The organism is Craterilacuibacter sp., from assembly GCF_051659485.1.
Classification (GTDB): domain Bacteria; phylum Pseudomonadota; class Gammaproteobacteria; order Burkholderiales; family Chromobacteriaceae; genus Craterilacuibacter.
Map to the genome: position 1 here is coordinate 1 of NZ_JBOFOO010000409.1, position 3,326 is coordinate 3,326.

General features: G+C 56.4%; 3 protein-coding genes. All 3 read left to right on the forward strand.

What is annotated here, in order from left to right; genetic code table 11:
• Positions 1 to 59 precede the first annotated feature (59 nt).
• Entirely contained in the window at positions 60 to 1,469 is a 1,410-nt protein-coding gene (gene epsF, locus ACRC1E_RS13850) for a chain length determinant protein EpsF (RefSeq protein WP_438515675.1), read from the forward strand.
• 2 nt (positions 1,470 to 1,471) lie between these two features.
• Positions 1,472 to 2,365 (forward strand): polysaccharide biosynthesis tyrosine autokinase, encoded by an 894-nt coding sequence (locus ACRC1E_RS13855; RefSeq protein WP_438515677.1) that lies wholly within the window; start codon positions 1,472 to 1,474, stop codon positions 2,363 to 2,365.
• Positions 2,366 to 2,399: 34 nt separating this feature from the next.
• Positions 2,400 to 3,326: glycosyltransferase family 4 protein (locus tag ACRC1E_RS13860; RefSeq protein WP_438515678.1), on the forward strand; the 927-nt coding region annotated here is incomplete at its 3' end.

The following is a 3,326-nucleotide window of genomic DNA, read 5'->3' on the forward strand; positions in this document are numbered from 1 at the left end:
GCAATACCGCTTTACATGCGGGACTGAGGTGTTTTGTTTGCTTTGCCGGAGGAGGGGGAATGAACTTTTATCAGTTGCTTCTGATCATGCGCGCCAGGTATCGCTTAGGCCTGATCGTGCTGATGTTGACACTATTGACGACCTTGCTGGTCAGCATGTCATTGCCGCGCGAGTATACAGCGGAGACTTCGGTCGTGCTGGATGTCAAATCCCCCGATCCGATTGCCGGTATGGTGTTTTCGGGCATGATGGCGCCAAGCTATATGGCGACCCAGGTGGACATCATCAATAGTGAGCGGGTGGCGCGCCAGGTCGTGCGCTCACTTAAGCTGGAGCAAGGTCCAGGTGTACGTGAACAGTGGCTGGCAGCTAGCAAGGGTAAGGGCGAGATGATCGGGTGGCTATCCGGCATGCTCAAAACAGGTCTTAACGTCATGCCTACGCGGGAAAGCAACGTAATCCGCATTGAGTTTACCGCCACTGACGCCGCATTCGCGGCCGCCGCTGCCAATGCCTTTGCCCAAGCGTATATCGACACCAATATAGGCTTGCGTGCCGAACCGGCGCAGCAGTATGCCCAGTGGTTCGAAAGCCAGACCGCCATTCAGCGCCGTCAATTACAGGCGGCACAGAAGGCACTCTCCGATTTTCAGCAGCAGACCGGCATCGTATCGGGAGACGAGCGGGTGGATTATGAAACCGCCCGTTTGAATGATCTGTCCAGTCAGCTTACCCAGGCACAGTCGCAAGGTCAGGATGTCAAAAGCAAGCAGCGTGGTGCCAATGATACCTTGCCGGAGGTGATGCAAAGCCCGCTGATTATCCAGCTCAAGACGGATATTGCGCGTCAGGAATCACAACTGCGCGAGCTGGTTGCCAAGACCGGGGTCAACCACCCGCAGGTGCGCAGCCTGTCGGCTCAGCTCTCCGATCTCAAGCAGACGCTGGCGGCGGAAACCCGCAAGGTGCGTATTTCATTAGGGACCAGCGGCCAGATCAGCCTGTACAAGGAAGCGGATATCAAGGCTGCTATCGAAGTGCAGAAGCAGAAGATTCTGGACCTGAAAAAACAACGCGATGCGATCAGCTTATTGCAGATGGAAGTGCAAAATGCCCAGCGTGCGTTTGATGGTGTGACGCAGCGTGCGTCGCAAAGCAAGCTTGAGTCGCAGATGGTTCAGACTAATGTAAGCGTGCTTAATCCGGCAAGCGCGCCATTGCTGCCCACCCGCCCAAAAATCCTCCTCAATCTGCTGGTTTCTGCTTTTTTAGGCATGCTGCTGGGGGTGGGCAGTATATTGCTGCGTGAACTGCTGGATCGGCGGGTGCGCAGTGCCGAAGATCTGGTTTTGCTTAGCGGTGCGCCCTTACTGGGGCATGTTGCCGATGCCAGCCAGCAGCCCGCATCCCGGCGCTTGCGCTGGATAGGGCGAAGTGTGCCTTCCAGTCATAGCCTTAACGAGGTGTAAGCATGTCCGAGATGACGCCACCCAGGCTGACCGAAGTTGTCATGGCCAAAAATGTGGAATCTGTGCCTCGCAGCATAGGCGATATTCTGCTGCGGGACGGCCTGATTCGTACTGTCGATATTCCGCGGATTGTCCGTGCGCAGTCTGCAGAGGGCTTACGCTTTGGCGAAGCTGCCGTGCGCTTGGGCCTGATCAGTCAGGCCGGCCTGATGCAGGCGCTATCGCACCAGTATGACTACCCTTATCTGGCTAAAGGGGATGATAGTGTCAGCGGCGAGGTGATTGCAGCTTTTGATCCTTTTTCGCCAGCGGTAGAGCAACTGCGTATTTTGCGCAGTCAGTTGTTGATGCGCTGGTTTTCGCATGAGACCCGGCATAAAACGCTGGCCGTCGTCAGTGCCGGCGCCAAAGAGGGACGTAGCTTTATCAGTGCCAATCTGGCCGTGCTATTTGCGCAACTGGGGGAGCGTACGCTGCTGATTGATGCCGACCTGCGCCAGCCGAGCCTGCATCGTTTGTTTCGGCTTGGCAATCAGGCGGGGCTCGCCAATCTGCTGGCATCGCGATGCGAACTGGACGCTGCAATCGATACCGTTTCTGCACTGCCTCACCTCACAATTATGCCTGCGGGGATTACACCGCCAAATCCATTGGAACTACTTAGCCGGCCGCGCATGGGCGAGTTGCTGGAGATGCTGAAGCAGCATTTCGATGTGATTCTGCTGGATACGCCGGCGGCAATGGGCTTGTCCGATGCCAGTGTGGTCGCTAGGCGCGCGGGAGGGGCGCTGATTGTTGCCGAGCGGGGTAAGACCTGCGCGAAAGCACTGGCAGCGCTGGCGGCTGAGTTGGAGCAGGCGCAGGTCGAACGTGTAGGTTGTGTCATCAATCGCTGAGCGCTCTGTGAGTGGTATTGCCCGGGAGGGAGATATGGCTAGACGTATTGTCATGTTATGTACATCAGGGCGGGGTGGCATGTTGTCGGTAGTCGAGCGCTACCAGCAGGATGGCGTATTCAAACGCTGGGATATCCGCCTATTGTCGCCGCATTGCGAGGGTGCATTATGGCGTCGTTTGCTTGCCGCATTGACCGCCTTGATGTCGTTTAGCGGTGAGTTACTCCTTAACCGGGTTTCATTGCTGCATTGCCATGTTGCCATGGCTGGTAGCTTCTGGCGTAAATCACTGTTTGCCTTGCTGGCCCGTACGCGTGGGGTTCCGGTTGTTTTTCATTTGCATGGTTCTGATTTGAAGCCTTGGTATGCGGCCCAGCCTCAATGGCGAAAAAACTGGATACGCCGCGTGCTGGAACAGTGTGCTGCGGTGTTGGTACTCTCGGAGAGTTGGCGTGGTTTTGTGCTGGATATTGCACCTGCCGCGCGAGTGACGGTCTTGCATAATTATGTTGACTTGCCGGCCGAGCCCTTGCGTCAGTGGCAGCAGGGGAGGGTAACGCTGTTGTTTCTCGGGCTGGTTGGCCTGCGTAAGGGGATTTTTGACCTGTTGCCGGCATTCAAGCAGGCACTTGCCGCCTGTCCGGAGCTATTTTTGCAGATCGGCGGAAATGGAGAGATTGAGGCCGCAAAGCGGCAAGCTGCCGAATTGGGTATTGCATCGCAGGTCGAGTTTGCCGGTTGGGTCGATGGAGCCCGGAAAGAAGCATTGCTTGCAGGTGCCGATATCGTGGTGCTGCCCTCATATAACGAAGGAATGCCTATCAGCCTGATGGAAGCCATGGGGTGGGCATTGCCGGTTATATCCACTACGGTGGGCGGGATTCCGGAACTGGTTCGTGATGGTGAGGATGGACTCTTGTATGAGGCTGGTGATATCGATGCCCTGTGTCAGGCCATACTC